Here is a 14,815-nt window from a genome sequence, read left to right on the forward strand (position 1 = left end):
GGTCACCGCCAACCGCTTCTGGAGCCAGATCTTCGGGATCGCCTTCTCCAACAAGCGCTGGCTGCACTTCTTCATGCTGTTTGTGCCGGTGATGGGTCTTTGGACCAGCAGCATCGGCATCATCGGCCTTGCCCTCAACCTGCGCGCCTATGACTTCGTGTCACAGGAGATCCGCGCTGCTGAGGACCCCGAATTTGAAACCTTCTACACCAAGAACATCTTGCTGAATGAAGGTCTGCGTGCCTGGATGGCACCGGCTGACCAGCCGCATGAAAACTTCGTCTTCCCTGAAGAGGTTCTGCCCCGTGGAAACGCCCTTTAATTCCAATCTGGTGGTCGGGGGCAAAGACCTCGACTCCACCGGCTATGCATGGTGGGCGGGCAATGCCCGTCTGATCAACCTCTCCGGTCGCCTGCTCGGCGCCCACGTCGCCCATGCTGGCCTGATGGTCTTCTGGGCTGGGGCCATGATGCTTTTCGAGGTGAGTCACTTCACCTTCGATAAGCCCATGTACGAGCAGGGTCTAATCCTGTTCCCCCACGTAGCCACCCTGGGTTACGGCGTTGGTCCTGGCGGTGAAGTCACCGACCTCTATCCGTTCTTTGTCGTTGGTGTGCTGCACCTGATCAGCTCGGCCGTGCTCGGCCTTGGTGGTCTGTATCACGCCCTGCGTGGTCCTGAAGTGCTGGAGAACTACTCCACGTTCTTCTCCCAGGATTGGCGCGACAAGAATCAGATGACCAACATCATTGGTTATCACCTGATTCTTCTCGGCGTCGGCGCCCTGCTCCTGGTCTTCAAGGCCATGTTCTTCGGCGGTGTTTATGACACCTGGGCACCGGGCGGTGGCGATGTGCGCATCATCACAAACCCAACCCTCAGCCCCGGCGTGATCTTCGGTTATCTCACCCGTGCACCATTTGGTGGCGAGGGCTGGATCATCGGGGTCAACTCGATGGAAGACATCATCGGCGGTCACATCTGGATCGGCCTGATCTGCATCTTCGGAGGCATCTGGCACGCAATCACCAAGCCCTTCGGCTGGGTGCGTCGCGCGTTCATCTGGAATGGTGAGGCCTACTTGAGCTATAGCCTCGGCGCCCTCAGCTTTATGAGCTTCATCGCCTCGGCTTACATCTGGTTCAACAACACCGCCTATCCCTCGGAGTTTTACGGCCCCACAAACGCCGAATCCTCCCAGGCCCAGAGCTTCACCTTCCTGGTGCGTGACCAGCGCCTCGGCGCCAACATCGGTTCGGCCATGGGCCCCACCGGTCTGGGTAAGTACCTGATGCGCTCACCCACAGGCGAGATCATCTTCGGTGGTGAAACCATGCGCTTCTGGGACTTCCGCGGTCCCTGGCTGGAGCCCCTGCGCGGCCCCAACGGCCTGAGCCTGGACAAACTCCAGAACGACATTCAGCCCTGGCAAGTGCGCCGCGCGGCTGAATACATGACCCACGCTCCGAACGCCTCCCTGAACTCCGTTGGCGGCATCATCACCGAGCCCAACTCGGTGAACTTCGTGAACATCCGCCAATGGCTGGCGTCCACGCAGTTTGTCCTCGCCTTCTTCTTCCTGGTCGGCCACCTGTGGCATGCAGGTCGCGCTCGCGCTGCAGCTGCTGGTTTCGAGAAGGGCATTGATCGCAAAGCAGAGCCCACCTTGGCTATGCCGGATCTGGATTGATCACAAAGTGATCGTTGCTGGCCCCCACTTTCGAGCGGGGGCTTTTTTGTTGCCGCCCCGCCCCTATCTGCCTAGCTTTCGGAGAAATAAGACCTTTATTAATGGCCCGCCATTCAGTTCAAAACCTGAGCTCAAGATCACGGCTATTGGAGGCTGTTCTGCTGGCAACTGGTCTGAATATGGTTCCTTTACTGGCCCAGCCAGCCCAGGCCCAAGGAGCTATCACCTCTCCTGCTGCCGGTGTGATCTGCGACCAAGCTGGACCCACCTGCTACGACAAGCAAGGACCTTCCATCGGCCTAACACAGACCTACCTCGGCAGCATCGCTGCCAACCGTCTTAGCTCCGAGCTGGGCAACCGCCCCCAGGCGAATGACTTCCGACTGAGCAACGGAGCTGTTTGCGACTCGCGAGCGGCCACCTGCTGGAGTGATGGCTGGCAGAGGGCCCAAATGGCTCCCAACCTCACCCAGCAACTATTCGGCTCACTCCCAACAACAGCAAATCAATCCGGCGGCGGTCTCCAGGGTTTGCAAACCCCCCGTGCCGGAATCGTCTGCGACCCCGGCACCAGTCCTGTCTGCTACGACCAGTCCGGCCTATCCCTGGGACTAACGCGGGAGTACTTCGGATCCTTTGCCGAGCAAACCGCCCTGCGCAACCTCGCCGGCCAAGCACCGCCACGTCAATTTCGGCTCAGCAACGGCAGCGCCTGTGATCTCAACGCTCGCACCTGCTGGAGCGATGGCTGGAACCGTCAGCAGGTGAATGTTGCTCTCTCCAACCAACTATTCGGTAGTGCGAATGGGACTGGCGCTGGCGGTGCCAGCAGTACCCAGACCCGAGCGGCCCAATGCCGCATGACCCGCTGGTTTAAATCCCTGTACAACGGCAACTGTGAACTGCGGGAAAACCGCACTAGCAAAGGACGACTCCTAGAGGTGAGTCTTCAAGACGGCAACATTTACAGCGTTAGCAAGCCCAGGGGCGGCGGCTACCAGCTCAGCGATGTCAAGGGCAACTCCTGGCCGGTCAATGTCAATGACCAGGGCCGCAGTGTCAGCTTCACCTGGTCTGATCGGGTACTCACCGTGACACCCACTGCTGCCCCCAGTAACGGCAATAGCTTCGGCCAGCTGCTCAACAACTTGATGGGGCCTTGAGCCATCGCCTCAGCAACGGCAGGCTCAGGCCGATCACGTTGCTGAAGCAACCTTCAATTCGCTCCACCAGCAGCCCTCCACGCCCCTCCAAGGCAAAGCCACCGGCACATTGGAGGGGTTCGCCACTGGCTACATAGGCGTCGATCTCCGCCGCGCTGAGGGCAGCGAACTGCACGCGGGTCACTACCGCGGCCAGCAGTGGCCCGCCATCAGCTGCTTCTTGGCAGCAAGGAAGGAGGCAATGGCCGGTGATCAACTCACCCCAGCCACCTGCCATCTGCAACCAGCGCTGCCGAGCTTCGCCAGCGTCAGCGGGCTTGCCATACACCTGACCGTTGAAAACCAGCAGCGAATCGCAGCCAAGCACCCTGGGGCCCTGGGGCAGTTGTTGTGCCACGGCTTCGGCTTTGGCCCGGGCCAGCCGCTGCACGAGCTGGGCGGGATCGGGATCGCTGATCGACTCCTCATCAACGCCACTCACCTGCACCTGATGAGCGATGCCGGCCTGCTCCAGCAGGCGCCGGCGAGCTGGGGAGGCGGAGGCGAGCACGAGCATGGGGTCAGGGAGAATCCTTCTATGCAACACCGGGAAGCCGCCGCGATCGACCCCCTGCTTCAAAACAAACGCTCCCTGTCCAGGGCCAGCCAGGCAATGCGCTGCCTGCCATTTAGGCGGGCGTTTTACGTGGAGGTGAGCGATCGGGCTATCAGCGGCGGCGAGCTCTGCCGCCGGAACGACCTCCAGAGCCTTTGCCAGGGAGCACCGACGGCCGATCGGGTTGAAGCCCACTGGATCTGGCTGATCCAACTGGGGGTGCTGCGGCGGGAAGTGGATGGCCAGGGCCTCACCGAGCGGGTGCGGCTCACACCCATGGGACGCGAAGTTTTGGCCCAATGGCCTGGCGAAATTCCCGGCGCCAACGGCCCCATTCGCCTGCAGCACTGGCTTCGCCGCCACCGGCCGCGTCTATGAGCGCAAAAGCTGCTCAGCCGGCCCCAGCCGCACCCACCCCGCTGATGGTGCTGGGCACCAGTAGCGGGGCTGGCAAGTCGCTGATGACCGCTGCCCTCTGCCGGGTGCTGCGCCGTCGCGGCGAAACGCCCCTGCCCTTCAAGGGGCAGAACATGAGCAACAACGCCTGGGTTGATCAGGACGGCGGCGAAATGGCCTACTCCCAGGCGCTGCAGGCCTGGGCCGCCGGACTCGAACCACACCACAGCATGAATCCGGTGCTGCTCAAGCCCCAGGGCGACTCCACCAGCGAGCTGATCCATCTGGGCCAGTCGGTGGGGCTGGCCCGCGCCGAGCACTACTACCGCGACTGGTTCCGGCCAGGCTGGGCGGCCATTCGCGCCGGCCTGAGCGAGCTGCAGGCGGCCCATCCGGGGGGGCGCCTAGTGCTGGAGGGAGCGGGCAGCCCGGTGGAGGTAAACCTGCAATCCCGCGACCTCACAAATTTGCGCTTAGCCCAATTTCTGCGGGCCCGCTGCATCCTCGTGGCCGACATCGAGCGCGGTGGCGTGTTTGCCCAACTGGTGGGCACCTTGGCGCTGCTGCGGCCGGTGGAGCGGCCCCTGATCCGCGGCCTGCTGATCAACCGCTTCCGCGGCCGGCGTGAGCTGTTTGACGAGGGGCGCCGCTGGTTGGAGGCCCACACCGGCATCCCCGTGCTGGGGGTGATGCCCTGGCTCGACGAGCTATTTCCGCCAGAAGACTCCCTCGATCTGCTGGAGCGCCGCGGCCGCAAAAGCGGCGCCGAGCTGGAGATCGCTGTGCTGCGCCTGCCATCACTGAGCAATTTCTCCGATCTCGATCCCCTCGAGGCCGAACCAAGCGTGCAGCTGCGCTGGCTGACGCCGGGGGAACCATTGGGGCGCCCCGATGCGGTAATCGTGCCGGGCAGCAAGCAGACCCTGAGAGATCTGGCGGCCCTGCAGCGAGCTGGGCTGGGGCAGGAGCTGCGCAGCTACGTCGCCGGCGGGGGGCAGGTGTTTGGTATTTGCGGCGGCCTACAGCTTCTGGGCCGGGAGCTACTGGATCCGCAGGGCCTTGAGGGCGGTGATTGCGCCGCCGGGCAAGTGGTGGCCGGACTGGATCTGCTGCCGCTACGCACCCGCTTCGGCGGCCGCAAGGCCCTGCGCCAGCGCCAAAGCACGGCCCGCTGGCCCAGCGAGGGCTTGAGCCTGGAGGGATTCGAACTGCATCGCGGCCTCAGCAGCCCCATCGAAACCACCGGCCCCCTGCAGCCCCTCGCCACCGATCCCGACCTGGGCCATTGGTACAGCTTTGGCGAAGCGGGTGGTCTGGTGGCTGGCACCTACCTGCATGGGGTATTCGAAAGCGGGCCCTGGCGGCGCCGTTGGCTCAACCAACTTCGCCAGCGTCTCGGCCTGGCTGCCCTGCCGGAGAACCCGCCCCACCACAGCCGGCAGCGAGACGCCCTCCTAGAGCGACTCGCCGATGCCTTTGAGGCCCACGTGAACCTCACCCCCCTGCTGAGCCCCTAAATGACCGCCTCCGCCACCAGCATCCACTGGCCCAACGGCCACACCAGCAGCTGCAACGCCGGGTGTGACTGGCTAGTGGCAGCCCAGGCCGCAGGCTTTCTGATCCCCACGGGCTGCCTGGGCGGCAGTTGCGGCGCCTGCGAGATCGAAGTCAACGGCCAGGTGGTGCGGGCCTGCATTGCCACGGTGCCCGCCAGCCGCTCCGGCTCGCTAACGGTGGAGCTAGCCAGCGACCCCTACTGGTGACTGGCTGGGCTCAGAATTGCCTGGGCTTAGAACTGCCTGAGCTTAGGCCTGCCTGTGCTCAGGACTGAATCAGGCCTCCACCGAGCAGCACCTCACCGGCGTAGAACACCGCCGCCTGACCAGGCGTAATCGAAAACTGCTCCTCGGCAAACTCCAACCGCACCCGGTGGGGCCGCAGGGCTGCGATATCGGCGTCGGTGGCGGGCAAGGGAATCAGTCGGGCCGGCTCGGGTGCACTGCGGTAACGCACCTGCACCGCCAGCTCCATGGGCGCCGTAGGTGGCTCGATCGACACCCAATTCACCGCCCCCACCAACGCTTCGCCCCGGGCCGCCCCAGCGCGGGGAGCCACCACCACCTGGTTCATCGCCCCATCAAGGCGCACCACATGCAGTGGCTCGCTCCAGGCCACCCCCAGGCCCTTGCGCTGGCCGATCGTGAAATGCTCAATGCCGTCGTGCTCGCCCACCACCGTGCCATCGGTAAGCACGATCTGTCCCTGGCGCGGCGGCAGGTAGGCATCGAGAAAGGCCTTCATCGAGCCGTGGTGATCGGCCAGGCAGAGGTCCTGGCTCTCGGGCTTCTGGGCCGTACGCAGCCCATGGCGCTCCGCCTCCAGCCGCGTGTCTGCCTTGGTGAGCTCGCCGAGGGGAAACACCAGCCGGCCCAGGGCCTCCTGGGGGAGGTCGTAGAGGAAGTAGCTCTGATCCTTCTGGCCATCTAAGCCGCGCAACAACTGGTGACGGCCGTTATCGCTGTTAGCGCCATGGCGCACCCGGGCGTAATGCCCCGTGGCGAGCCGACCGATGCTCCGCTCGCTTTCAGCCCACTGGAGCATCGGCCCAAATTTCACCTCCCGATTGCAGCGAGAGCAGGGCAGCGGCGTCACGCCGGCCTGATAACCCTGCACTAGAAAATCAACGATCTGGGCCTGGAAGTGCTCGCGAAAATCCACCACGTGGTGGGGCACGCCGAGTTGCTCGCAGATGCCGGCGGCATCCACCAGGCCCTCGGCGCAGCAGGCACCCTTGCCACTCATCAGCCACAAGGTGAGGCCCTCCACCTGCCAGCCCGCCTCCACCAGCAGGGCTGCCGTCAAGGAGCTGTCAACGCCGCCTGAGAGGCCCACCGCAACGCGATGCTCCCCGGGCCAGGCCCGCAGCCGCTCTAAAGCGGCCTGGCCAGCGGGCGTAGAGGCAGGCGGCACAAAAGCGGAAGAAGCCACTGGAGCAGGCAAAGGGCAGACAGCTGGCGGGAGTACTCCCATCATGAAACCCAGATGCCTTAAAGGGGTTGGGAGAGCCGTCCGCAGTAGCCCCTTGGCCGGAACGCAATAGCAGCCACCTGCTGGTCAACAGCGCCCAGATGGCAGCGCTGGAGGAGCAACTCTTCGCCAGCGGCCTGCCGGTGGAAGCCCTGATGGAGAAGGCCGCCCTGGCGGTGAGTCGGCTGCTGCTGGAGCAGCACGGCGAGCGGCTGGGGCGCCATGGGGCGCTGGTGCTGGTGGGGCCAGGCCACAACGGCGGGGATGGGCTGGTGATCGCCCGGGAACTGCACCTGGCTGGCATCTCAACGGCCATCTGGAGCCCGTTTGGGCACCACAAGCCGCTCAGCGCCGCCCACCTGCGCCACGCCCTGTGGCTTGGCATTCCCCGGCTGGAGTCAAGCCCCGATCCCAGCGGTGCCGCCCTCTGGATCGATTCCTTGCTGGGCATCGGCCAGCGGCGAGCACCTGGAGAGGCGATCGAAGCCCTGCTGCGGCAGCGCCAGCGCCAGCGGCCACATGGGCTAGTGGCGATTGATGTGCCCACGGGCCTATGCGCCGACAGCGGCCAGGCCACCGGCTCATACACGGCCCAGGCCATCAGCACCTATGCAATCGGCCTCATCAAGACCGGCCTGGTTCAAGACGCGGCCCTGGAGGCTGTGGGGTCGCTGCACTGGGTCGACCTGGGCCTGCCGCCATCGCTGCTGCAGGAGCTTCCTATAAGCGTGCCCCTGGCTCTGGCGGAGCGGGATCTGGCGGCAAGGCCTAAACCCAAATTCAACCCGGCGGCATCGAAATATCAACGCGGCCGACTGCTGGTGGTAGCGGGCAGCGATACCTATCGGGGTGCCGCCAGCCTGGCCCTGGCCGGCGCCAGCAGCAGCGGCTGCGGCAGTGTCCGGGCCGCCCTGCCCGAGGCCCTGGCCGGCACCATCTGGCAGCAGCACCCACAGGTAGTGGTATGCCTCGATCCCCCGGCCGAACTCGATCCCCAGCGGCTGGATGCCCTGCTGGTCGGGCCCGGCCTGGGGGAGGCCAACTGCTGGCCCAATCCGCCGAGTTGGAGTGAGCTGCTGAGCTGGCAAGGACTGCTGGTGCTTGATGCAGACGGCCTCAACCGCCTGGCGGGGCCAGTGAGCCAAGGGCTCGGTCTGCAGGCAAGCCGCTGGCTCCAGCAGCGACAGGGGCCTACCTGGATCACCCCCCACCCCGGCGAATTCGCCCGCCTCTTTCCCGAGCTCGCCGGCAGCACCGCCCTGGAGGCGGCCGCCCAGGCGGCCATGAGTAGTGGGGCCTGCGTATTGCTCAAAGGGGCCCGCAGCATCGTGGCGGCCCCGGATGGCCGCCGCTGGCAATTGCTAGAAGCCAGCCCCGGTAGTGCAAGAACAGGACTCGGAGACGTGCTGGCCGGCTACGCCGCCGGACTGGGAGCGATGGCCCTGGCCGCCAGCGGCAACGCCGACGCCACTTGGCTCGCCGCGGCAGCACTGGCCCACGCCCAGGCCGGGCGACGGGGGGAAAACTCCGAGAGCGGTTTCACACCAATGCAGGTGGCAGAAAAACTGGCTCAGCTGTGTTGATCACAACACGGAAATCAGTAAATGTCAGACCAGGACAGGGCTGCTTCTGTGTTGTTTTGCAAGTGAAAGCTAAAGGGTTGCTGAAAACACCCTCATAGAGCCGAATTTGCCTCGATAGTCAATTCCTTCGATAGGCCACCAATGACCTCATCCCCGACGAGGGTCAGCGAAAGCAGCCGCCGTAGAAGTAGCGACCCGATTACTTGGTACCTGGCCACGATCGGGCGGGAGCCCCTGTTGACGCCAGCTGAAGAGATCGAACTCGGCAATCAGGTGCAAACAATGATGCGCCTCACGGAGGAGGGAGATCGGGAGCTCAGCGACTTGGAAAAGAAATTGATGCGCATCGGCAAGCGCTCTAAGCAGCGCATGATGAAGGCCAATTTGCGCTTAGTCGTAAGTGTTGCCAAAAAATATCAAGGCAAGGGTCTCGAGCTGCTCGACTTAATCCAGGAAGGTTCACTGGGACTGGAGCGGGCTGTTGAGAAATTTGATCCCACCCGTGGTTATAAGTTTTCGACCTATGCCTTCTGGTGGATTCGCCAGAGCATGACCCGAGCGATCGCTTGCCAGTCGCGCACGATTCGACTGCCGGTGCATCTCAGCGAGCGCCTCACCGCCATTCGCAAGGTGAGCCTCGACCTTGCCCACAAGCTCGGCGCCATGCCCAGCCGCCAGGAGATCGCCGAGGCCATGGCCATGCCGATCGAAGAGCTTGATGGCCTGTTGCGCCAGTCCCTCACCACCTCGAGCCTGGATGCGCCAGTAAATGGTGATGAAGGCCGCAGCTTCCTAGGCGATCTGATCGCCGATTCCTCCGATGAGGAGCCCCTCGACCGGGTGGAGCGCGGCATCCATCAAGAGCAGCTAGGGCGCTGGCTGAGCCATTTGAGCGACCAGGAGCGCCAGGTGCTGCAACTGCGCTTCGGGCTGGAAGGAGAGGAGCGTCAAACCCTGGCGGAGATCGGCCGGCGGCTCGATGTGTCCCGGGAGCGGGTGCGCCAGGTAGAACTCAAAGCTCTACGCAAGCTGCGCAATCTCACCCGCCGCACCCCCACGACGCTTTAGGGCACGGGTATCAGTCTTCCGCCCAGATGTAGCGAGTGAGCTCTTCCGGCTTGGGTTCGGGAGCCGCCAGGGCGAATTCGACGCAATCTGCCACTTCGGCATCGATCTCCTTCTCGATCGACTTGAGCTCCTCGGCCGTAGTCAAGCCCTGCTCGATCAAGCGGCTGGCAAGGGATTTGATCGGATCTCGCTTGGCCCAAAACTCCTTTTCAGCCTCTTCGCGCAGCTCGTCGGGGTCAGCCAGGGAATGGCCGCGGAAGCGATAGGTAAGGCACTCCAGCAGGGTGGGGCCCTCTCCGGCCCGGGCCCTCTCAACGGCGCGCTGGGCGGCGGCACGCACCGCCAGCACGTCCATGCCGTCCACCTCCTCACCAGCCATGCCAAAGGCAGCGGCCTTACGCCAGATCTCCGGATCGCTGGTGGCACGGTTGTGGTCCATACCAATGGCCCACTTGTTGTTCTCCACCACAAACAGAATCGGCAGCTTCCAAAGCGCCGCCATGTTTAGGCACTCATAAAACTGGCCGATGTTGCAGGTGCCGTCGCCGAAGAAGGCGGCAGTAACAGAGTCGCTACTGGCATCCCCTAAGGCATCGCGCTTATAGCGGCTAGTGAAGGCAGCCCCCATGGCCACGGGAATCCCTTCACCGATGAAGGCGTAGCCACCGAGCAGGTGATGCTCTTTGGAAAAAAGGTGCATGGAGCCGCCACGGCCCTTGCTGCAGCCGGTTTCCTTGCCGAATAGCTCGCTCATCACCTCGCGGGCCGGCACGCCGCAGCTCAGGGCATGGACGTGGTCGCGGTAGGTGCTGCAAAACCAATCGTGCTGCAGCTTCATCGCCTTGATCACGCCCGTGCTAACGGCCTCCTGGCCGTTGTAGAGGTGCACAAAGCCAAACATTTTGCCGCGGTAATACATCTCCGCGCACTTGTCCTCAAAACGCCGGCCCAGGGTCATGTCGCGATAGAGCATCAAGCCCTCGTCGCGATTCACCGTGGCAGGCACGGATGGGTAAAGGTTCTCGAGGCGCTCAGCGTGAGCCCCCACCAAACTGGTGACGTCGGCTGAACAGGTCGGTGCTCCGGAGGCTGATCCTGGTGCCGCCGCAATGTCGTGGCCCATGTCCGCCTGCGTCATTGCCCAACTGTACGAGGTCTGTTCCCGCAGCAGCTGACAATTTTTGCCACAACCGCTGACCCTGCCTACAGTCAGCCACCAGTGGAAGGCATGGATTGGAACTGCCGATCGATCATTTCAGGTTGCTCGGAGTCAACCCGAACACGGACTTGCAGTCCCTATTGCGGACCCTGCAGCAACGCGTCGACCGGGCGCCAGATAAGGGATTTACCCAGGAAACCCTGCTAGCCCGTGAGGAACTACTGCGCGCCAGCGCCGACCTACTCAGCGACAGCAGCCGGCGCCAAGCCTACGAATCCGGCCTGACGGCGCTGGCCGGCAGCGGGCCAGCGCTGATGCCCGCCCTTGATGTGTCCACCAGCAAGGAGGTGGGCGGCCTGCTGCTGTTGCTCGAAGCGGGTCAAGCCTTCGAAAGCTTCGAGCTCGCCTGCCGAGCCCTGCAGCCACCTCAGACGCCAGCGCTTGGGAGCACTCGCGAGGCCGACCTTGCCCTGCTAGCTGGCCTCGCCTGCCTGGCGGCCGCCGTCGACCTGCGCCAGCAACGGCGCTACGAGGCCGCCGCCCAGACCCTGCGGCAGGGCCAGCACCTGCTGCAGCGGATGGGCCAGTTACCAGCCATTCGCCAGCAACTCAGCGACGAGCTCGATGGTTTGCGGCCCTACCGAGTGCTGGACCTACTCAGCCGCAACCTCACGGCTCAAGCGGAAAGGGCCGAGGGTCTGACCCTGCTTGAAGAGCTGGTGGCCCGCCGGGGCGGACTGGAGGGTTTCGGTGACCCGAGCATGGGCCCAGAGGAATTTCAGGCCTTTTTTAAGCAGATCCGTGCCTTCCTGACAGTGCAGGAGCAGGTGGATTTGTTCAGTCGCTGGGCAGAAGCCTCTGCGGCTGCAGATTTTTTGGCGAGCACCGCCCTCACCGCCTCCGGCTTTGCCCAACGCAAGCCCGAGCGCATCGCCGCGGCCCGCGAACGGCTGGAGGCCAGCGGTCAAGACGGACTGCAACCGCTGCTGGCCTGCCTGCATCTGCTGCTTGGGCAGGTGGACAAAGCCCGCAGCGCCTTCGATCAGGGAGCCACCCCCGAACTGAAGCGCTGGGCGGAGCAGCAAAGCAGCGATTCCCTTGCCCAACTTTGCGCCTACTGCCGCGACTGGCTGGCGCGTGATGTGTTGCCCGGCTACCGCGATCTGGAGGCTGATCCGGATCTGGAGGCCTACTTCGCCGACCGCGACGTACAGGCCTATGTCGAGCAGCACGACAGCCCCTCAGAGCGATTGCCAGCGACCACCGAAAGCGCCTTTACCTGGGACATGGGCTCAGCCCCGGTTAGCGCGGCCCCAGCCAGGCCCAGCGGCGGCTTCCCGGAACAGGAAGACGAAGACGAGCAGTGGGACTGGGACGGGACGGCCTGGCTAGAGAGCCTGCGGGAAGCCTGGGATAGCCATGGTCCTGCCTCCTGGATGGAGCGCATGCCCCACTGGCAGTGGCAGCGGCAGCGGCAGTGGCCGTCGCGCCGCACAACTACCGGAGTAGCCGTGGCAGCCGGGGTGGCACTGCTTGCCATCGCCTCGTTAGTGAGGCTGCGCTCTCCCGCCCCCGGCCCGGGCCGCACTCCCATCGCGGTGCAACCGGTCGCCCCACCAGCTGTTCCCATCAAGCCCACCGCTCCCGTCAAGGCAACCCCTGCCGCCGAGCCCAGCCTGCCCCTGCGGGAGGAAGCGCCGAGTGAAGCCCAGGTGCAGGCCCTGCTCGAAGCATGGCTCGACGCCAAGGCCGCAATCCTGGCAGGCAAAGACAGTCGCATTCCCCTGGAGGTGCTGGCCCGGCCAAGCCAGCTGGATCGACTCGGATCGGAGCGCGACGCCGACCAGGCCCGCGGCGAAACCCAGACCATCAGCACCGACATCACCAATCTGGTGATCAACGAGCGAGACGCCAACCGCATCGCCGCCACGGTGGGCCTGAGCTACACCGATCAGCGGCTCAACTCCAAGGGGGATCCTCAAGGCGAGCCCAGCAAGATGGAGCTTCGCAACCACTATGTGTTTGGCCGCGACGGAGGTATCTGGCGCCTGGTGAGCTTCCAGAAAGCTCCCTGACCAGCCGGACTGGTTTTTACGATCGTTTGAATATGGGGCCCAGGCCCCAACCCCTGGCCCCGGAGTGGCACCGCGATGTTTGACGAGCTTTCCCAGCGATTTGAAGAGGCGGTTAAGAGCCTGAGAGGGCAGGCCTCGATCACGGAAACCAACGTGGAAGGCGCGCTCAAGCAGGTGCGTCGAGCCCTGCTGGAGGCGGATGTGAGCCTGCCGGTGGTTCAGGACTTCGTCGAGGAGGTGCGCCGCAAGGCCGTGGGCGCCGAGGTGGTCCGGGGCGTTAGCCCGGATCAGAAATTTATCCAGCTGGTGCACGAACAGCTGGTTGAAACCATGGGAGGCGAGAACGCCCCCCTGGCCGCAGGAGGCAAACCCGGCGCGCCCTCGGTGGTGCTGATGGCCGGCCTGCAGGGCGCCGGCAAAACCACCGCCACCGCCAAGCTCGGCCTGCACCTCAAGGAACAGGGGCGCAAGGCCCTGCTGGTGGGAGCAGACGTCTACAGACCTGCCGCCATTGAGCAGCTAAAAACCCTGGGCGCCCAAATCGGCGTGGAGGTATTCAGCCTTGGCACCGAAGCCAAGCCCGAGGACATCGCCGCCGCCGGCATCGCCAAGGCCCGCGAGGAGGGCTTCGACACGGTGCTGGTAGACACCGCTGGCCGACTCCAAATCGACACGTCGATGATGGAGGAGATGGTGCGGATCCGTCAGGCCGTGCAGCCCGACGAGGTGCTGCTGGTGGTGGATTCGATGATCGGCCAGGAGGCCGCCGATCTCACCCGGGCATTCCACGAGCAGGTTGGCATCACAGGAGCCGTGCTCACCAAGCTCGACGGCGACTCCCGCGGCGGTGCAGCCCTTTCGATCCGCAAGGTGAGCGGTGCGCCGATCAAGTTCATCGGCACCGGCGAGAAGGTAGAGGCGCTCCAGCCCTTCCATCCCGAGCGGATGGCAAGCCGCATCCTCGGCATGGGCGACGTGCTCACCCTGGTGGAGAAGGCCACCAAGGAGGTGGAGCTGGCCGACGTGGCCCGCATGCAGCAAAAACTCCAGGAAGCCAGTTTTGACTTCTCCGACTTTCTGCAACAGATGCGCATGATCCGGCGCATGGGCTCCCTGGGCGGGCTGATGAAGCTGATCCCGGGCATGAACAAAATTGACGACGGCATGCTCAAGCAAGGCGAGTTTCAGCTCAAGAAGATCGAGGCGATGATTGGCTCAATGACAGAGATCGAGCGCCAGCAACCGGAGCTGCTGGCCGCCCAACCCTCAAGAAGGCGACGCATCGCCTCTGGCTGCGGCCACAGCTCAGCCGAGGTGGACAAGGTGCTGGCCGATTTCCAAAAGATGCGCGGCTTCATGCAGCAGATGACCCGCGGCGGCGGCATGCCCGGCATGCCAGGGATGGGGGGTATGCCCGGAATGCCAGGGATGCCCGGCATGCCTGGCCCCATGGGTGGCAGTGGCAGTGGCAGTGGCAGTGGCGGTGGCGGTGGCGGTGGGGCGGGGCAAAGAGTTGCCAAGCCCGCCAAGAAACGCAAGGGATTCGGCCAGCTATGAGCACCCGACGGGGTACATTGCTTGTTTGGACACCTAGCGCAAGGCCACGATGATCAAGCTCCGCCTGAAGCGGTTTGGAAAGAAGCGGGAAGCGAGTTTCCGCCTTGTGGCCACCAACAGCACCTCTCGCCGCGACGGACGTCCGCTTGAGGAGCTGGGCTTCTACAACCCCCGTACCAAAGAGACCCGTCTGGACACCGAGGCGATCCGCACTCGCCTGGGCCAGGGGGCCCAACCCACCGACACGGTGCGCTCCTTGCTGGAGAAGGGTGGTCTGATCGAGAAGACCTTGCGCCCTGCTGAGGTCGTTGGCAAGCAAAAGCAGGCTGATGCCCGCGAAGCTGCAGCCAAGCAGGCTGCCAAGGAAGCTGCTGAGGCCAAAGCTGCCGAATCTGCTGCTGCCGCCGAAGCCAAAGCAGCTGCCGAAGCTGCTGCTGCTGAAGCCGCCAGTGCCGAAGAAGCAACTACGGAAGCCGCCGCTACCGCCGAAGCTTGAGCTTT

General features: G+C 64.3%; 13 protein-coding genes and 1 pseudogene. 11 read left to right on the forward strand and 3 right to left on the reverse strand.

The window, feature by feature from the left end:
• The 3 genes and pseudogenes from KBZ22_RS12380 to KBZ22_RS12390 all read left to right on the forward strand — a co-directional run.
• Positions 1 to 322 (forward strand): annotated as a pseudogene (locus tag KBZ22_RS12380) (photosystem II D2 protein (photosystem q(a) protein)); the annotation flags it as partial.
• Positions 270 to 1,691 (forward strand): photosystem II reaction center protein CP43, encoded by a 1,422-nt coding sequence (psbC, locus tag KBZ22_RS12385; protein ID WP_261354064.1) that lies wholly within the window; start codon positions 270 to 272, stop codon positions 1,689 to 1,691. The pseudogene KBZ22_RS12380 and the gene psbC, both read left to right, overlap by 53 nt.
• A 179-nt stretch (positions 1,692 to 1,870) precedes the next feature.
• Positions 1,871 to 2,854 (forward strand): YcgJ family protein, encoded by a 984-nt coding sequence (locus KBZ22_RS12390; RefSeq protein ID WP_255022190.1) that lies wholly within the window; start codon positions 1,871 to 1,873, stop codon positions 2,852 to 2,854.
• On the opposite strand, the gene KBZ22_RS12395 is transcribed toward KBZ22_RS12390, so the two are convergent.
• Positions 2,832 to 3,410 carry a nucleoside triphosphate pyrophosphatase gene (locus KBZ22_RS12395; protein ID WP_255022191.1) on the reverse strand — a complete coding sequence of 193 codons (579 nt, stop codon included), beginning with the start codon at positions 3,408 to 3,410 and terminating at the stop codon, positions 2,832 to 2,834. The genes KBZ22_RS12390 and KBZ22_RS12395 overlap by 23 nt on opposite strands.
• A 21-nt stretch (positions 3,411 to 3,431) precedes the next feature.
• Here KBZ22_RS12395 and KBZ22_RS12400 point away from each other — a divergent pair, with 21 nt between their 5' ends.
• Genes KBZ22_RS12400 through KBZ22_RS12410 form a run of 3 tightly spaced genes read left to right on the forward strand, consistent with a single transcriptional unit; the run spans position 3,432 to position 5,608 of the window.
• Positions 3,432 to 3,827, forward strand: coding sequence for an Npun_F0494 family protein (locus tag KBZ22_RS12400; RefSeq protein ID WP_255022192.1), 396 nt, complete (start codon positions 3,432 to 3,434; stop codon positions 3,825 to 3,827).
• A 44-nt stretch (positions 3,828 to 3,871) separates the two neighbouring features.
• Entirely contained in the window at positions 3,872 to 5,362 is a 1,491-nt protein-coding gene (locus tag KBZ22_RS12405; RefSeq protein ID WP_255022231.1) for a cobyric acid synthase, read from the forward strand.
• Positions 5,363 to 5,608, forward strand: a complete 246-nt coding sequence (locus KBZ22_RS12410; protein ID WP_255022193.1) for a 2Fe-2S iron-sulfur cluster-binding protein — start codon at positions 5,363 to 5,365, stop codon at positions 5,606 to 5,608.
• 58 nt (positions 5,609 to 5,666) lie between these two features.
• On the opposite strand, the gene mnmA is transcribed toward KBZ22_RS12410, so the two are convergent.
• Positions 5,667 to 6,878: a tRNA 2-thiouridine(34) synthase MnmA gene (mnmA, locus tag KBZ22_RS12415; RefSeq protein WP_396112073.1), complete on the reverse strand. Its 1,212-nt coding sequence runs from the start codon at positions 6,876 to 6,878 to the stop codon at positions 5,667 to 5,669.
• 23 nt (positions 6,879 to 6,901) lie between these two features.
• On the opposite strand from mnmA, the gene KBZ22_RS12420 reads away from it, so the two are divergent.
• Together KBZ22_RS12420 and KBZ22_RS12425 are read left to right on the forward strand one after the other, a co-directional pair.
• Positions 6,902 to 8,455, forward strand: a complete 1,554-nt coding sequence (locus tag KBZ22_RS12420) for an NAD(P)H-hydrate dehydratase (RefSeq protein WP_255022195.1) — start codon at positions 6,902 to 6,904, stop codon at positions 8,453 to 8,455.
• A gap of 141 nt (positions 8,456 to 8,596) precedes the next feature.
• Positions 8,597 to 9,523, forward strand: a complete 927-nt coding sequence (locus KBZ22_RS12425; RefSeq protein ID WP_255022196.1) for a sigma-70 family RNA polymerase sigma factor — start codon at positions 8,597 to 8,599, stop codon at positions 9,521 to 9,523.
• 10 nt (positions 9,524 to 9,533) lie between these two features.
• Here the strand turns inward: KBZ22_RS12425 and pdhA are convergent, their stop codons facing one another.
• Positions 9,534 to 10,646, reverse strand: coding sequence for a pyruvate dehydrogenase (acetyl-transferring) E1 component subunit alpha (gene pdhA, locus KBZ22_RS12430; RefSeq protein WP_396112081.1), 1,113 nt, complete (start codon positions 10,644 to 10,646; stop codon positions 9,534 to 9,536).
• A gap of 164 nt (positions 10,647 to 10,810) precedes the next feature.
• Here pdhA and KBZ22_RS12435 point away from each other — a divergent pair, with 164 nt between their 5' ends.
• From KBZ22_RS12435 to rpsP, 3 genes are all read left to right on the forward strand, one after another.
• Positions 10,811 to 12,757, forward strand: coding sequence for an IMS domain-containing protein (locus tag KBZ22_RS12435; protein WP_255022198.1), 1,947 nt, complete (start codon positions 10,811 to 10,813; stop codon positions 12,755 to 12,757).
• Between the two features lie 75 nt (positions 12,758 to 12,832).
• On the forward strand, positions 12,833 to 14,314 hold the full coding sequence (ffh, locus tag KBZ22_RS12440) for a signal recognition particle protein (protein WP_255022199.1): 1,482 nt from the start codon (positions 12,833 to 12,835) through the stop codon (positions 14,312 to 14,314).
• 49 nt (positions 14,315 to 14,363) lie between these two features.
• Complete coding sequence (rpsP, locus tag KBZ22_RS12445) at positions 14,364 to 14,810, forward strand: 30S ribosomal protein S16 (protein WP_255022200.1); 447 nt, start codon at positions 14,364 to 14,366, stop codon at positions 14,808 to 14,810.
• Positions 14,811 to 14,815 lie beyond the last annotated feature (5 nt).

It is taken from the genome of Cyanobium sp. L1E-Cus, from assembly GCF_024345755.1.
In the GTDB taxonomy this organism is placed as follows: domain Bacteria; phylum Cyanobacteriota; class Cyanobacteriia; order PCC-6307; family Cyanobiaceae; genus Cyanobium_A; species Cyanobium_A usitatum.